Raw genomic sequence first — 14,983 nt, forward strand, 5'->3', positions numbered from 1 at the left:
TGATTTTTCCTCATGTAAATAATGAATCCATTTCTTCAAGAGACATATCCACTGTTTCAAAATCAGACGGTGTAAATTCGATTCCTTCTTTCTCTAAGCAATGCTGTACCAAACGCTCAATTTGCCGCTCTACCTCTTGTAATAGCTGCGTCATGTCTGTTTCACACAGCTGTTTTGCGCTAAAAGAAAGATGGAATATCAGCTGACCACCCTTGATGGTAGCGACCATATCGATGACGGTTGTTAACGGATTATCCAATGACGAATCAATCCCCGATGTAAAGTAAGACATCTCATAATCAGATGATTGTTTCAGCACCTGATCAATTTCACCTAGATAGTTAAAGCGTAATTGCGGCGCTGAATGATTAGGAAGCTGCCTATTGATGAGTGAGAGCAGCCCATAGTCTGCACCTTTATTTGGCACTTCACGTATCGTTTCTTTGACAGCCCGTATGTGATCTGAGAGAGATTCAGACACATGAACATTCACAGGGTACATGGTGGTGAACCAGCCGAACGTTCTAGATACATCAATATCTTCCTCCACAGCATCCCTGCCATGACCTTCTAATTCCAAAGAAATCCTCTTTTGATTCGTTTGCTGATAACAGGCTTGCGTTAAGGCTGAAATTAACAGTTCGTGAGGCTGCGTTTGATACGCTTTATTCGCTTGATTGATCAATTGATCCGTGAGCTCCACTGATAATGCCTTGGTTAATTTGACTTCGTCTCTGACATATCCCTCATTTGAAGAAACTGGATACAGAGGCTGAATATCCTGCACCGCTTTTTGCCAATAGCTGAGCGACTCTTTTACCTCCTCTGATACTGCATACTCGTTCACCCGCTCTGTAAATGTTTGATAGGAATGGGTTTTAGGCGGAAGCACTTCAGCTGTGACCTTCTCTGCATGCAATAATTGAATCAAGTCCTCCACAAGAATTTGCCATGACATACCATCAGCTAAAAGATGATGGGCGGCAAAAATGAGATGTGATTGAAAAGCAGTTTGACAAAGCGCTGCCTGAATCAATGGTCCTTGATAAAGATGAGTTCTTTGCTTGACCTGACACCCTACTTCTTGTAGCGCTTCTTCCACATTCTCTTCTGACAATGCCGTAAAATCGTGGATCATCAGCGGAATACCCTGAATGTCTTCATCATAATGAAGCGTGTTTGTTGCCTCATGTACTTTTAACCTTAGTCCGTCGTGATGAATGACGAGCTCTTTGAAAGCATCCTGCACGATTTTTTCATCCATCTTTTTCTTTGAATGAACAATGATGGATTGATGCCAAAAATGTTCATCTTTTAATCGCTGGGACCAGAACCATTCGATAATTGGGATCGATTTCACATCGCCCGCAGCCTGCTCTTGTGAAATATGTAAGACAGGTTCCTGCTGAACGACTTGTGCCATTTCTCTAAAAATGGGATACGTAAAAAGATCTTTGGTTTTTAAATAGAGTCCTTTGTCTTTTAACTTCGCAATAAATTGAATCGCCTTAATGGAGTCACCGCCAAGCTGATAAAAATGATCAGCCGGTTCGATCGTTTCATGCCCTAAGATGTCTTTTGCTGTATCTACTATGATCTCTTCAATGTCCGCTGTTTCCTTGGACCATTCAACGGCTGTTTCCACTTGAGACAACAATGGATCAGGCAGTGCTGTCCGATTGATTTTCCCATTTTGAGTAAGCGGAAGCTCATCTAGTAAAACAAAATAGGCAGGTACCATATAAGCTGGAAGCTGATCTGATAATTTCTTTCTAAGTAAAAAGGACGTCAGCTCTTTTTCTTTCAATTCAATATAAGCAGCCAGCTGTTTTTCTCCAGATTCATCGGTTAGATCAATGACAGCTGCTTTATCAACTTCTTCAAGTGCCATAAGTGCAAGTTCAATTTCTCCCAGCTCAATCCGGTAGCCTCGCAGCTTGATTTGATGATCAATCCTGCCAATGTAATCAATCTTTCCATCATTTGCTCGTTTGGCTATATCACCTGTTCGATACATGCGGCGATCGTTTACAAATGGATTGGGCAGAAAGCGCGATTCTTGCAAATCAGGTCTTTGCCAATACCCTCTGCCAACACCCGCACCTGAAATATAGATTTCTCCTACTGTCCCAGGAAGCACGGCTTGCTGATTCTCATCTAAAAGGTAAATCTCTGTATTTGGCATTGGCACACCAATTGACACCGATGTCCCCCCATCATCTTGATGGAATTGATGAATCATACAGCCGACGGTTGCTTCAGTTGGTCCATATTCATTAAAGATGGATATCCTTCCATCACTTGCCTCTGTGATTCTTTTGGCCAAAGCGGTCGATAATTGTTCCCCGCCCACAATCATCCGTTTCACAACTGATTGAGAAAGTGCAGCATCTGTTAACAGTGCCATATGAGCTGGTGTCAGCTTGATGACTTTTGCTTTTTGATCAAACAAAATATGTTCTAATAAAAAGCCTGGCTGATCCTCTTGACGATAGATCACCACTGTACTGCCAATGACCAATGGCGTATAAATGGATGTCACAGTTAAATCAAATGCAATGGATGAATACAAGGCAAAATGATCATCTGGTGAATCAGTATAATGTGTTTTGGCAGACATAATATAGTTTACTAAGCTTCTGTGCTCAATCATGACTCCCTTTGGCTGTCCTGTAGAGCCAGACGTATAAATCATATATGCGACGTCTTCAGCATCCCCAATGAATGGATGTTCCGCATCATACTGAGCCAACTGATCCCACACGTTGTAGATATTGTACGTACCGCCATTAAAATGGTATGCAGATGCGTGATCTGTGAAAAACAGTTTTGCCTGGCTGTCATCCAAAATAAACTGAATGCGTTCCTGCGGATACTCAGGATCAATCGGAACATATGCACCTCCAGCCTTTAAAATCCCCAGCAGCAGCACAATAAGTTCTGGTGAATGATTCATACATACTGCAACAAAGTCATGTCTCTGTAAGCCATGTGTTTGTAGAAAACGCGCCATTTGATTGGTTTTTCTCTCAAGTTCACCGTATGTCATGATATGAGATCCGTCCTGAAGCGCGATTCGATCAGGAGAAGACTTTGACATGTCTGTGATCAATTCATGGATTTTTTGTTTCTGTGGAAATAGTACGCCCGTGTCGTTCCATTGATATAGCTCTCGATGTTCCTCGTCTTCTGTCATGAGAAGTACGTCTTTTAACAGCTGCTTTGGCTGAGCGAGTATGGTTTCGACAAAGAGAAGCATTCTTTCGTGTAGAAAGCCGATGTCTTCATTGCTGTAATCTGAGATCTTGTAGTCATATTGAAGTTCGATTTGCCCTTTTTCATCCCATTCTTTCACAGCAACTTGTAAGCCATATGGCTGGAAGCCATTGTAAAGCTCTATGTATTCAACTTTGTATCCTTCCATCTCCTGCACCATATTTGTGCTGTAGGAGTTGATATAGATTTGAAAAAGCTGATCATATCCTGCTTTTGCAAGCTCTAAATCTTTGACAAGTGCATCATAAGGATAACGCTGATGCAGAAAGTAAGCCTTATAGCTTTTTTGAACGTCTGTCAGACTTTCTAACAAAGATAGATGAGGATCGATCTTCATTCGATATGGCATTGTACTGACGGTCATACCGGACGTGGCTTTTTCCTTTTGTCCGGAACGATTGAGAACTGGCGTCCCAATAATAAAATCTTTTTGCTGGTATCTTTTATGCAAGTAAACGAAGAGTCCTAAAGTAAATAAAGAGTTGATTGAACAATGATGGGTATCTATAAATTCATAGATTCGTTCTGAGAGTTGTCGATCAAGGTAATGGCTGTGCCGATGGCCTTTGATTTGGTCAGTTCCTTGTACCAAATAACTATCAGACACATCAGATAATGTTTCTTTCCAAAATTGCTGATCTTTTTTAAATCTTGGGGAGTTCATATATTTTGATTCTTTATCAATAAATACAGAATGATTGTCTGCTTCTTGTTCGATAGAGGAGCTTTGGGTAAGAGCAGTGTAAAGCTGGCTAATTTTATCGATGATTACTTTCATCGACCATCCATCTGCTACTGTATGATGGCATTTGATGAAATAACCGGATTGTTGTTCACCGACTTTTAATACAGCAAATTCGGCGAGAGGGGTTTCTGTTAATTGAAATGGTGTTTTGAAGGCTTTTTCGGCCCATTCTAGCATGTCTTCATGTGTGGAAAACTCATAGGCAGGAATTGGATTATCGGCGTTTGGATCAACGTATTGAAGCGTCTCACCATCTTTCTCTACTAGCTTGAGACGAAGAGATTCTGTCATCATGATACAAGATGCAATGGCCTGCTTCAGTTTATCAAGCTGCAACGGCCCATTGACGAAAATGATACCGCCAATATGATTGATCGGTGTTTCTGGATAAAATGTTTCCATGTTCATCACGCGCCGCTGCGGATGTGTTAATGGCCAATATACTAAACTACTAGTCAATTACGCCACCTCTACTTTTCATATAGTTAACATTTCTACGAACATATTAAATCATATAACGGTATTTTTGTAAATAATTGAGATAAAATGTCTAAATTTGTTCATTTTTCAATCTAGACGCTAGGAAAGCCGACACAGTAAACAGAGCAACGTTTATAAAAAAGACGACTCTTGCCCCAAAGAGATCGGTCATGGTGCTCATAACAAGGATGGACATTCCGTATATAAAAGTTGATAGTGTATGTTGAGCTGACAGTATTTTGGGCAATTCAATTTCACTCAGTGTATCTTGTACATAGGTACGAATAGAAATGCTGCGAAGCTGAAAAGCTGGCCCTAATAAAAAGACAAACAACAAACTCATCCATGCTGAATGATTCAATCCTAAGCAAAGGGTTAGCACAGCTACGATCACCGAACTGTAAAAAATGTGATCAAACAAACGCTGTTCCACATGCTTTGCGAACCGCAGCACGAGCAGGCCGCCTAGAATGGTTCCGCCAAAATAGCTTGCGTTAATAAATCCCCACCATGTTTCAGGCTGGTGTAAGACTTCTGTGACATACACAAGGATAATGGCTCCAGTCCAGATACTTCTACCGCTCATGGATAGCATTTCTAAAACCGTTAATGTTCGAATAGTTGGCTTTTCATACATGAGCTTCCACCCTGAAAAGACCCTTGTAGCAAATGATTCAGACTGTTGCTCTTGTTTAGCTGCAGCCCCAGTATCAATCATAAAGAGCATAGATATGAGCGACAAACTGTATAAAACAAGTGTCGTCAATAGGAGAAACTGCGGTCCAAGAATACCAATAAACAGCCCTCCTAAAAGCCAGCCTAGTAAAAGAACAATTTGATCAGAAGTTAAGATATAACTATTGGCTTTTAGTAAAAAGTTCTTTTCTACTAAACGCGGGATCATCGAATTTCGAACAGGAATGGTTCCTCCATCTATCAAAGACAGGAAAAATACAATGATAAAAAAGAAAGGAATAGTAAAAGTTGATAGTTGTAGAATATAAATGAAAATCAAGCAACCGAAGAAAGCAATTTGACACATTTGCAAATAGATAATGAGTCTTTTCAGCTTAAATTGATACATAAAGAAAGGAATGAGTACCGCTCCAAGGGCTTGTCCAACAAACTGCGAAACAGCCACCATTGAAGCAATCAGTGTAGAATTTGTTAATTGATATGTCAGGATGGTCAGAACGAGGACATATAGCGAATCCCCAAAATTAGCTAGGGATTGTCCCCCTAATAAAAAGTAAAATGATTTGTTTTTCATATTGATCTCCATTTTCTCTTCATTATCACCCATAATAATACATTATTTTCTACACTTCTACTTTTTATAACAATATTTTCATAACTTGATACATTTTACCTAATTTAAAAAACCGCCAATAGGCGGTTTTTATTTAGTCATATATATGAACAGTTGGTTCTTTGTCTTCAGCATTTTTCGTGATCAGGGCTTCTTGTTGATCAGAAGATGTGATGTTAATTTCGATATTGGTACTCTTATAGTAATCCATGACTTCACCTGTTAAATATTGCGTGAAGGCTACAACTTCCGTTTTTCCATAGAACTGCATTGGAATTTCGACTTTCATTTTTTGCAGGTTGCCGTTTTTGTAAAAGCCTTTTCCTACGACACCAGTGTAATTCGGGAAGTAGTCTTCGACTTTTGTTTTGAAGCGGTCAAATCGCTCGGAATCATCTTTGTAGTTGCCTTTCGCATTATCTGAAGGGAAGAAGACATTCTCCTCTTTGATCGTATCCCAATTGCCGATATCAGCTGAGCCTGCTTTCACATCCGTTTTGGCGATAAAGTTTCCTGGAACGATAGATGATTTTGGTGCTTGCTTATAAAGTGCAATCATGACAGGCACTTTTTGCAGTCCATCCATTTGACGAATTCGTTTGATCACTTGTTCAGCGATTTTTTCACCTTCTGCCAAAAGTTTCTTTGAACTTTTCGATGAATCGATCGTCACCTCTTGCTGCGGATCACCGATATTTTCACGGTAATAATAAACAGAGTTCAGTGCAAGACCAATGACAACTCCGCCAAGCTGTAAGCTGTTTTTATCTTTTCGAATTAAGTAATTATGTTCTAGCATCGAAGCTAAGTAAATTGGACTATTTTCATTTTTAGACTTTGTTGAACCTGAGTTTGGAAGAGCTGGGTTTAAGCCGAGATTCTTAAAGTCTTTATCTTCTTTTTCTGCCTTTTTCAGATCACTGCCTGTTTTTTTGCGCGACAGCCAGCTGAGAACGGTGTCCTCATCTAAATGCTGTCCTTCTTGGAAAAGATAGTCGTTTGTATTAAATGACTCTGTTGCAAGGCGCATAAGTCCTGTTTCAAATTCATCGATGTCCAGGCGTGTGTTGAGACGCTCTGCTGTTAATCCTCGCGCAGCCCCTTGTTTAAACGGCAGCACCATTTTGTAATAGGAGTCAGAGATATTGTACATCGGGATGATGGCTGTTTCCTTCGTTTCATCCGTTTTTTGTGTGACCTCTTCCTCTTCCTTTCCCCCAAAAGGTGCACACGCTGACAATACCAGTGTGAGCATTGTCAGCAGCAATAACAACTTTTTCAATAGAAAACACTCCTCTTATTTCTTTAGCTCCTCGAGCATTTTAGCTTCGTCCCAAATTTCAATATTGAGTTCTTCTGCCTTTGTCAGCTTACTTCCCGCTGCTTCTCCGGCAATGACTAAATCTGTTTTTTTACTCACACTACCTGCCAGTTTGCCGCCTAATGCTTCGATCGCTGCTTTTGCATCGTTTCGGGCCATTTCTTCTAATTTCCCTGTCAGTACAATGGTTTTGCCTGCAAAATAGGAATCACTTTCTTCAACCTTCACCGGCTTTGGTCCTGTATAGGTCATATTGACCCCAAGCTCTTTTAGTTCATTTAGCAGGTTGAGAATTTCTTCTTTCTCAAAGTACGTGACGACGGCATCAGCCATTTTTTCACCGATTTCGTCGACTTCGAGTAATTGTTCTTTCGTCGCTTGCTTTAATTGATCGATGTCGCCGAAATGCATCGCCAAGGTCTTTGCCGCTTTAGAGCCAATAAATCGAATACCGAGTCCAAATAGTAAACGCTCTAGAGAGTTTTCTTTCGATTGCTCAATCGAACGCAGTAAATTGTCGACAGATTTTTCGCCCATTCGCTCAAGCTGAATGAGCTCTTCTTTCGTTAATCGGTAGAGATCGGACACACGAGAGACAAGCTGTTCTTGGAAAAGCTGTGTAATGACCCGCTCGCCAAGCCCATCAATGTTCATTGCATTACGGGAAACAAAGTGAATGAGTCCCTCACGTATTTGAGCAGGGCATTCTGGATTGATGCAACGCAAAGCCACTTCGCCTTCAATTCTCACCAGCTCACTATGACACTCTGGGCATTCAGTCGGCATGTGAAACGGCTTTTCTTCTCCTGTACGCTGATCGATCAGTACGCCTGCGACTTCCGGAATAATATCGCCCGCTTTTTTCACAATCACTTGATCAAAAAGGCGAATATCCTTTTCTTTGATCAAATCTTCATTATGAAGAGAAGCACGCTGCACTGTCGTCCCTGCTACTTTGACAGGTTCAAGAATCGCCGTTGGTGTGATGACGCCTGTACGTCCTACACTTAGTTCAATATCAAGCAGCTTTGTCACGACCTCTTCAGCCGGAAACTTGTACGCAACAGCCCAGCGGGGACTTTTTGCTGTAAAGCCGAGCTCTTCCTGCTGAGCTAACGAATCGACTTTGATCACAATTCCATCGATTTCATATGAAAAATCGGCACGCTTCGTTTTCAATGTTTCAATGAGGTCGATCACTTCTTCAATCGTGTGGCACATCCGTCTTTCTTTGTTCGTTTTAAAGCCAAGTTCGTCGAGAAGATCAAGTCCCTCGCTTTGCGATTCAACACCGATTTCATCAAGCTCCGCTATACTGTAGACGAAGATATCAAGGTTTCGTTTCGCCGCAATTTTCGTATCAAGCTGACGAAGCGAGCCTGCAGCCGCATTACGCGGGTTCGCAAACGGCTCTTCTTCGTTTTGTAATCTTTTTTCATTTAATGCTTCAAAAGAAGGTTTTGGCATAAATGCCTCGCCTCTCACTTCAATCGACAGAGGACGTTTGATTTTGAGCGGGATGGAACGAATGGTTTTGAGGTTTTCAGTAATATCCTCACCCGTTGTCCCATCTCCACGCGTGGCACCTCGGACAAACACACCGTTTTCATAACGGAGAGAAACAGCGAGTCCGTCAATTTTCAGCTCGACATTGTATGCGACATCGTCACCAACTGCTTGACGAACCCGTCGGTCAAAATCAAGAAGGTCCTGTTCATTAAACGCATTCCCGAGGCTGAGCATCGGTGTGCCGTGACGCACTTTTTGGAAGGCGTCTAACACAGCGCCTCCTACTCTTTGTGAAGGGGAGTCCGCTGCTTTTAAATCAGGGTGCTCTTCCTCTAAAGAGATCAGCTCACGCATCCGCGCATCATATTCAGCGTCAGGAACACTTGGACGATCAAGTGTATGATATTCGTAGTTGTATTGGTTCAAAATCTGGTGCAGTTCCTCGATCCGGCGTTTCGCTGCTTCTTTATCCATCTGCTTCTTCCTTTCAATTCATCCGTTTTATAAGTGCTATCGGTTTATTGCTTCTCAATTGGCGCAAATGCTGCGAGAAGACGCTTAATGCCTGTAGGGCTTGGGAAGGCAATATCAAGCTCTGTGCTGTCTCCACTGCCTTTTACACTCACAACCGTTCCAACGCCCCATTTTTTATGAGCCGCTTTATCACCCACAGCCCAGCCAATACTTCCGCCGCCTGTGTTTTGAATGGTTTGAGTTTGCGGACGTGAGACAGGTCCCCGTCTTTGCGGTCTTTCTCTTGTTTGGCCAAACGGTGTTTTCGTTTCTTTCTTCTCATTTAGGTTGTCCAATAAATCAGCTGGTATTTCTCGAATGAATCTTGATTCAAGGTTCATGTTTGTCCGGCCGAAGAGTGTTCTCATCTTGGCACTTGATAAATAGAGCTCTTCTTCCGCCCGTGTGATGCCTACATAGGCAAGGCGGCGCTCTTCTTCCATCTCTGCATCTTCCATTAATGAACGGCTGTGCGGGAAAACACCTTCCTCCATGCCCATTAAGAAAACAACAGGGAATTCTAGACCTTTTGCAGCATGAAGAGTCATTAAGATGACGGCATCCTGATCTTCTTCCTCATTCTCATCCAGCTTATCAATGTCTGCGACGAGGGCGAGATCTGTCAGGAAAGTCACGAGAGACTTGTCTTCATTTTGTTCTTCAAAGTTCTTAGTCACGGAGAGAAACTCGTCAATATTTTCTAGACGGCTTTGTGCTTCAATCGTTTTTTCAACCTTCAGTGCTTCACGATAGCCTGTTTTCTCTAGGATTTCTTCTGTTAATTCTGTGACAGATAAATAATCCTGCATGTTCGTCATTTGATCAATGAGCTGTTTGAACTCATCAAGCGCATTGGCTGCCCTTGCACTGAGTCCAATGAAATCTACCTGACCAAGCGCTTCAAACATAGACAGGTCATTCATCTCCGCATATGCTGCGATTTTATCAACAGATGTCGCACCGATTCCACGCTTTGGTACGTTGACAATACGTGCAAAGCTAATGTCGTCATCTGGGTTAGCTACTAGGCGTAAGTAAGCCAAAATGTCCTTGATCTCTTTCCTGTCATAGAACTTCGTGCCGCCGACAATGTTGTATTGAATGTTTGACTTCAATAATGTTTCCTCTATGACACGAGACTGGGCATTGGTTCGATAAAGAATCGCAAAATCGGATAATTTACGCTTACCGCTCTGATGAAGCTGATGAATCTTTCCAGCAACAAATTGACCTTCACCGAATTCATTATCTGCACGGTAATAGGCAATCTTCGCTCCTTCATCATTTTCTGTCCAAAGATTTTTCGGCTTACGGTTTGAATTGTTTTGGATCACCGTGTTTGCGGCATTTAGAATACGTTTAGTCGATCTGTAATTTTGCTCAAGCAGAATCACTTCACTGGACGGATAATCTTTTTCAAAGGAGAGAATGTTTGTAATATCCGCTCCGCGCCAGCGGTAAATGGACTGATCCGAGTCACCGACAACACATATATTTTGAAAACGCTGAGCGAGCAGTTTCACAAGCATGTACTGCGCTCTGTTCGTATCCTGATACTCATCGACATGAATGTATTGGAATTTCCGCTGATAGTGTTCTAATACTTCAGGGATGCGCTCAAACAGACGAATCGTCATCATAATTAAATCATCAAAATCGAGTGATTGGTTTTTGAGTAACCGTTTTTGATAATCTGTATAGACGTCGCTGACCACTTGATCATAGAAATCACCAGCTGTTTTGGCGTATTCCTCTGCGTCTATGAGTTCGTTTTTTGCACTGCTGATTGAACCTAAAATGCTGCGTGGATCAAACTTTTTAGGATCGATATTTCGTTCTTTCAGAATATTTTTTATGACTGAAAGCTGATCAGATGTGTCTAATATAGAGAAGTTGCGATTTACACCAATACGGTCAATATCGCGTCGTAAAATGCGCACACACATGCTGTGGAACGTAGAGATCCAAATGTCATCGGCACCAGGCCCTAAAATGGCTTGTACACGCTCACGCATTTCACGTGCTGCTTTATTTGTAAACGTAATCGCTAAAATGTTCCACGGAGCCACATGCTTTTCGGCCATTAAGTAGGCAATTCGATGTGTGAGCACCCGTGTCTTTCCGCTTCCTGCTCCTGCCATCAATAATAAAGGTCCATCTGTTGCTTTGACCGCTTCTTTCTGCGCGTCATTCAGCCCTTCTAATAGATGATTCGATATTTCATTCATTCCATTCACCGCCAATTCGAACTTATGTTCTATTTTAACCCGTTTCGTCTTGTTTGACTATGATGACTTTTTGACTGCGCCCACTGTCTTTAATGCTTCTTTGAAATTGTCATAAATGACGTTTCCTACAACAACCACGTCTGCATACTGCGCAAAGTCTTCTGCCTGCTTCGCGTTTTCAATGCCCCCGCCATAAAAAAGGACCGTTTCATGAAGCACTGCTTTTGTTTCTTTCACAAGCTCTATGTCTCCAAGCGTTCCGCTGTATTCTAGATAAAAAATGGGCAGCTTCATCAAATGCTCTGCCACTCTTGCATATGCCCTTACGTCATCGATGTCCAGCGCTGTATTTGCCTCTGTGAGCTTGGCCGCTTTACACTCTTCATTTAAAATAACATAGCCTTCAGGCACGATCTCTTCCATTGACATCAAATCACCGAATTCCTTCATCGCGTCCTTATGAAGCCCAACAATCCAATCAGGATGAGAGCTGTTTAAGACGGTCGGGATGAAATACAGATCGAAGCCCGGCACAATCATCTCATGTGTTGAGATTTCGAGCACACATGGCACAAGAAATCGGCGGACCTTTGACATCAATTGGAGCACATTGTCCTCTGTCACATTGTCACTGCCGCCAATCAATATGGCATCCGTACCAGATTCACAAATCGCCTCCAGCTGTTCATCGGATATTTCTTTATTTGGATCGAGTTTAAAGACATGCTTCCACTCGGTAACATCATACATGAAAAACGTTCCTCCATTCGTTTCATTCCATTTAAATATTATAACAAAATCAGTGACCGCAAAAAATGGGTAACCTCCTTCAGCTAAAAGTTTCATTCTTTTGAAAATGGACGATTTTAACTCTAAATGAGGCTAATGGAGACTATGTGAAAAGATCCACTTCAAGAGGACTAAGGGAGATAAATATATTAATACTGAACTGAAATGCGAGCTGCTTCGTCTCATCACATGATATTATACAATAAAGGAACATTTTACTATCTAATAAGCAGGTGAATGATTTGAAAAGAACCATCACATATGATCAAACGATCGACATCGGATACATTGATCTCATCCCGCCTAGAATCGGAACAATCAAAGAAACTATTGAATTAGACGTAAATGAATGTGTGAATGCAGATATTGATAAAGAGGGCCGAGTGGCTGGTCTGGAGTTATTTGCAGAAGAAGCAGAGGTTCTGAAGCATGCACCCGTTTATGAGGACGTGCTTTCGTTACGTTTTACGGATCAGGAAGTTCTCTCAACCTATCATTTATCGGGCATTGAATTTCAATTCTCGACGCCTGATCACAAAGGGCTGATCGGTTTTACGATTGTCGATCCTCTTCGATATAACGTCAAAAGAAAGACAAGAAAAAACCGTTTTGAATGGTCAAAACGGTTTTTTCAAACTATTGTCTCACTTCATTGAAATAATGGACGGATGTCATGGCCCCTTCATCGACCATCTTGTTGTCTTGAATATCTAATGGATCAGGGTGTCCGGCTTTTTCAGGAATCTTTTCATCTGAGCGGAACATGCTTGCCCATTTTTTGAGATGCTGTTTATTTTTTACCGCTAATAACACAGCACCACCAACCCCTAATCCTGCAAGTACATACGCATTTGGACGCTTATTCATGTATGTTCCCTCCCCTTATGATCTTATTTGTAAGTTACCCCGCCTTTTTATTTCTAAACGTCACAATCTGTTGAAGTGGTTTCTCTTTCAATGAAAAGTGGAATAACAACAGCAATGATAGAGAAAAGAGGGGATCTTCGTGACAACAACTTTCATTGTCATTGGCGCACTATTAGTGATTTGTTTCATCTTACCAATCATTTTATTCATCTGGATTTGGATGCGAGATGAAAAACAGGAAGAGCATTCTGTCCTGCGAAATTATCCGGTCATTGGAAAGCTGCGGTTTATTTTTGAAAAAATAGGACCTGAGCTGCGCCAATATCTTTTTCTGAATGATCGGGAGGAGCTTCCTTTCTCAAGAAGAGAATATGAGCAAGCTGTCATGTCTGGGAAGTACAAAAGCCGGACGATGGGCTTTGGATCAAAACGTGATTTTGACAAGCCTGGTTACTACATTCGCAACGTCCTTTTTCCAAAGCAACGAGATGAGTTACGCATCGATCAATCTGAAAAAATTCATACAAAAGTGTATCAGATTGATCAAGACAATTTACTGCGAAGAAGTGAACATACCAAAGAGGTCGAAGCAAAACCTTACTATCTCCATCAAGACGATGTACAAGTGATTGGCGAACACACATGTCAAAAGCCTTTCCGTGTAAAAGGCCTGATTGGACAGTCTGCCATGAGCTACGGATCTTTAGGCGACAGGGCCATTACAGCACTATCCTCTGGATTAAAAATGGCTGGCGGTACGTGGATGAACACAGGTGAAGGCGGGCTTTCCCCATATCACCTCAAAGGCGGAGCCGATATCATTTGCCAGATTGGGCCCGGTCTATTTGGCGTGAGAACAGAGGATGGCGCTTTTTCCTTTGAAGAATTCAAGAAAAAAAGCGAGCACGAGGAAGTCAAAGCCTTTGAGCTGAAGCTGGCTCAAGGAGCAAAAACACGCGGCGGACATATTGACGGCGAAAAGGTCACCGAAGAAATTGCGAATATCCGTAAATTGCCGCCCCATCAATCCATTGACAGCCCAAACCGATTTGAGATGTTCCACTCCATTCCTGATATGTTTGATTTCATTGAACAGCTGCGAAGTATAGGCGGAAAGCCTGTTGGCATCAAGCTTGTTGTCGGACATAAAGAAAACATTGAAGAGCTTGCAGCGTATATGAAAAAAAGCGGAAAGCATCCTGATTTCATTACAGTGGATGGCGGAGAAGGCGGCACTGGTGCATCCTTTCATGAATTGGCAGATTCCGCAGGGCTGCCCATTTTCACGGCGCTCCCAATGGTTCATCAAATATTGAAAGAATACGGTGTCAGAGATCAGGTAAAACTCTTTGCTTCCGGCAAACTTCTCTCACCTGATAAAATTGCGATTGCCCTTTCCATGGGTGCTGACTTTGTAAATATCGCACGGGGACTCATGTTTTCAGTCGGATGCATTCGCGCACAAGTGTGCCACACGAATAAATGCCCAGTCGGGGTCGCCACAACGGATCCAAAGCTGCAAAAGGGTTTATCAATTGAAGAAAAGAAATACCGAGTCTGCAATTATATCCTTTCTCTAAGAGAAGGTTTGTTTAACTTATCCGCAGCCGCTGGAATTGAATCTCCCATTCATTTTAATGAAAAACATATTATCTACAGACAAGAAAATGGCCAGACAAGTGAAGTGCCGATGTTTTCAGGGACACAGCCATCTGTCTAGTTTGAGAAAAGGTGCGTTTTCGCACCTTTTTTTCGTTGACATTTTGGCTCAATCGCGTATAAAGAACTTAGACAAATGATAGGAGATGGAGGATGCGTGAGGTTATAGGCGAGCTAAAATAAAAAACAGGACCGCTTGATTCAGCCAGTCCTTGCTTGTCTTTTCAGCGCTCTCCATAAAAAAACTGTAAACAACTCCATTCTTGTTGAAAAGGATTGTTTACAGT

The 14,983-nt window shown here is 41.9% G+C and carries 9 protein-coding genes; 2 read left to right on the forward strand and 7 right to left on the reverse strand.

The features are described 5' to 3' along the window. Positions 1 to 10: 10 nt before the first annotated feature. The 6 genes from C6Y07_RS17480 to pcrB form a co-directional block, all read right to left on the reverse strand. Positions 11 to 4,480 (reverse strand): non-ribosomal peptide synthetase, encoded by a 4,470-nt coding sequence (locus C6Y07_RS17480; RefSeq protein WP_106157132.1) that lies wholly within the window; start codon positions 4,478 to 4,480, stop codon positions 11 to 13. Between the two features lie 91 nt (positions 4,481 to 4,571). Continuing rightward, positions 4,572 to 5,771, reverse strand: a complete 1,200-nt coding sequence (locus C6Y07_RS17485; protein WP_060595701.1) for an MFS transporter — start codon at positions 5,769 to 5,771, stop codon at positions 4,572 to 4,574. A gap of 133 nt (positions 5,772 to 5,904) precedes the next feature. Further along, positions 5,905 to 7,092: a CamS family sex pheromone protein gene (locus C6Y07_RS17490; protein ID WP_060595700.1), complete on the reverse strand. Its 1,188-nt coding sequence runs from the start codon at positions 7,090 to 7,092 to the stop codon at positions 5,905 to 5,907. Between the two features lie 15 nt (positions 7,093 to 7,107). Continuing rightward, a complete protein-coding gene (gene ligA, locus C6Y07_RS17495) occupies positions 7,108 to 9,114 on the reverse strand; it encodes an NAD-dependent DNA ligase LigA (RefSeq protein ID WP_066031212.1) in 2,007 nt (668 codons plus the stop codon). A gap of 44 nt (positions 9,115 to 9,158) precedes the next feature. Then, complete coding sequence (gene pcrA / locus C6Y07_RS17500) at positions 9,159 to 11,381, reverse strand: DNA helicase PcrA (RefSeq protein ID WP_060595698.1); 2,223 nt, start codon at positions 11,379 to 11,381, stop codon at positions 9,159 to 9,161. Positions 11,382 to 11,438: 57 nt separating this feature from the next. Beyond that, positions 11,439 to 12,131, reverse strand: coding sequence for a heptaprenylglyceryl phosphate synthase (gene pcrB, locus C6Y07_RS17505; protein ID WP_066031213.1), 693 nt, complete (start codon positions 12,129 to 12,131; stop codon positions 11,439 to 11,441). 272 nt (positions 12,132 to 12,403) lie between these two features. Here pcrB and C6Y07_RS17510 point away from each other — a divergent pair, with 272 nt between their 5' ends. After that, complete coding sequence (locus tag C6Y07_RS17510) at positions 12,404 to 12,826, forward strand: DUF2283 domain-containing protein (protein ID WP_223254163.1); 423 nt, start codon at positions 12,404 to 12,406, stop codon at positions 12,824 to 12,826. Here C6Y07_RS17510 and C6Y07_RS17515 read toward each other — a convergent pair. Next, positions 12,807 to 13,037, reverse strand: a complete 231-nt coding sequence (locus C6Y07_RS17515; RefSeq protein WP_003214314.1) for a hypothetical protein — start codon at positions 13,035 to 13,037, stop codon at positions 12,807 to 12,809. The genes C6Y07_RS17510 and C6Y07_RS17515 overlap by 20 nt on opposite strands. 139 nt (positions 13,038 to 13,176) lie before the next feature. On the opposite strand from C6Y07_RS17515, the gene C6Y07_RS17520 reads away from it, so the two are divergent. Further along, the gene (locus tag C6Y07_RS17520; protein ID WP_066031215.1) at positions 13,177 to 14,757 is read left to right on the forward strand and encodes an FMN-binding glutamate synthase family protein; all 1,581 of its coding nucleotides are present in this window, start codon (positions 13,177 to 13,179) and stop codon (positions 14,755 to 14,757) included. Positions 14,758 to 14,983: the final 226 nt, after the last annotated feature.

This window comes from Bacillus sp. LNXM12-1, from assembly GCF_003004375.1.
Taxonomy (GTDB): Bacteria; Bacillota; Bacilli; order Bacillales; family Bacillaceae; genus Bacillus.